The sequence below is a fragment of the Streptomyces sp. NPDC048002 genome, assembly GCF_040653275.1.
Lineage (GTDB): Bacteria > Actinomycetota > Actinomycetes > Streptomycetales > Streptomycetaceae > Streptomyces.
In genome coordinates this window covers 608,486-609,809 of record NZ_JBEZNL010000002.1, presented here as the reverse complement: position 1 = coordinate 609,809, position 1,324 = coordinate 608,486, and the positions used below count along the sequence as shown (strand labels likewise).

The window sequence follows — 1,324 nt, the reverse complement described above, 5'->3', positions numbered from 1 at the left end:
GACGGGTGGCTGGTCGTTGTTTGAGAACTGCACAGTGGACGCGAGCATCTGTGGCCAAGTTTTTAAGGGCGCACGGTGGATGCCTTGGCACCAGGAACCGATGAAGGACGTGGGAGGCCACGATAGTCCCCGGGGAGTCGTCAACCAGGCTTTGATCCGGGGGTTTCCGAATGGGGAAACCCGGCAGTCGTCATGGGCTGTCACCCGCTGCTGAACACATAGGCAGTGTGGAGGGAACGAGGGGAAGTGAAACATCTCAGTACCCTCAGGAAGAGAAAACAACCGTGATTCCGGGAGTAGTGGCGAGCGAAACCGGATGAGGCCAAACCGTATGCGTGTGAGACCCGGCAGGGGTTGCGTATACGGGGTTGTGGGATCTCTCTTTCACAGTCTGCCGGCTGTGAGGCGAGTCAGAAACCGTTGATGTAGGCGAAGGACATGCGAAAGGTCCGGCGTAGAGGGTAAGACCCCCGTAGTCGAAACATCAGCGGCTTGCTTGAGAGACACCCAAGTAGCACGGGGCCCGAGAAATCCCGTGTGAATCTGGCGGGACCACCCGCTAAGCCTAAATATTCCCTGGTGACCGATAGCGGATAGTACCGTGAGGGAATGGTGAAAAGTACCGCGGGAGCGGAGTGAAATAGTACCTGAAACCGTGTGCCTACAAGCCGTGGGAGCGTCGGGTGAGCACTTGTGCTTGCCTCGTGACTGCGTGCCTTTTGAAGAATGAGCCTGCGAGTTTGCGGTGTGTTGCGAGGTTAACCCGTGTGGGGAAGCCGTAGCGAAAGCGAGTCCGAATAGGGCGGTTTAGTAGCGCGCTCAAGACCCGAAGCGGAGTGATCTAGCCATGGGCAGGTTGAAGCGGAGGTAAGACTTCGTGGAGGACCGAACCCACCAGGGTTGAAAACCTGGGGGATGACCTGTGGTTAGGGGTGAAAGGCCAATCAAACTCCGTGATAGCTGGTTCTCCCCGAAATGCATTTAGGTGCAGCGTCGTGTGTTTCTTGCCGGAGGTAGAGCACTGGATAGGCGATGGGCCCTACCGGGTTACTGACCTTAGCCAAACTCCGAATGCCGGTAAGTGAGAGCGCGGCAGTGAGACTGTGGGGGATAAGCTCCATGGTCGAGAGGGAAACAGCCCAGAGCATCGACTAAGGCCCCTAAGCGTACGCTAAGTGGGAAAGGATGTGGAGTCGCACAGACAACCAGGAGGTTGGCTTAGAAGCAGCCACCCTTGAAAGAGTGCGTAATAGCTCACTGGTCTAGTGATTCCGCGCCGACAATGTAGCGGGGCTCAAGCGTACCGCCGAAGTCGTGTCATTCA

General features: G+C 57.0%; 1 rRNA gene (only partly in view). It reads left to right on the top strand.

From position 1 onward, the window contains the following. The first annotated feature begins 52 nt into the window (after window positions 1-52). Window positions 53-1,324 (top strand): 23S ribosomal RNA (locus AB0E07_RS05770); it runs 1,270 nt beyond the window's last position.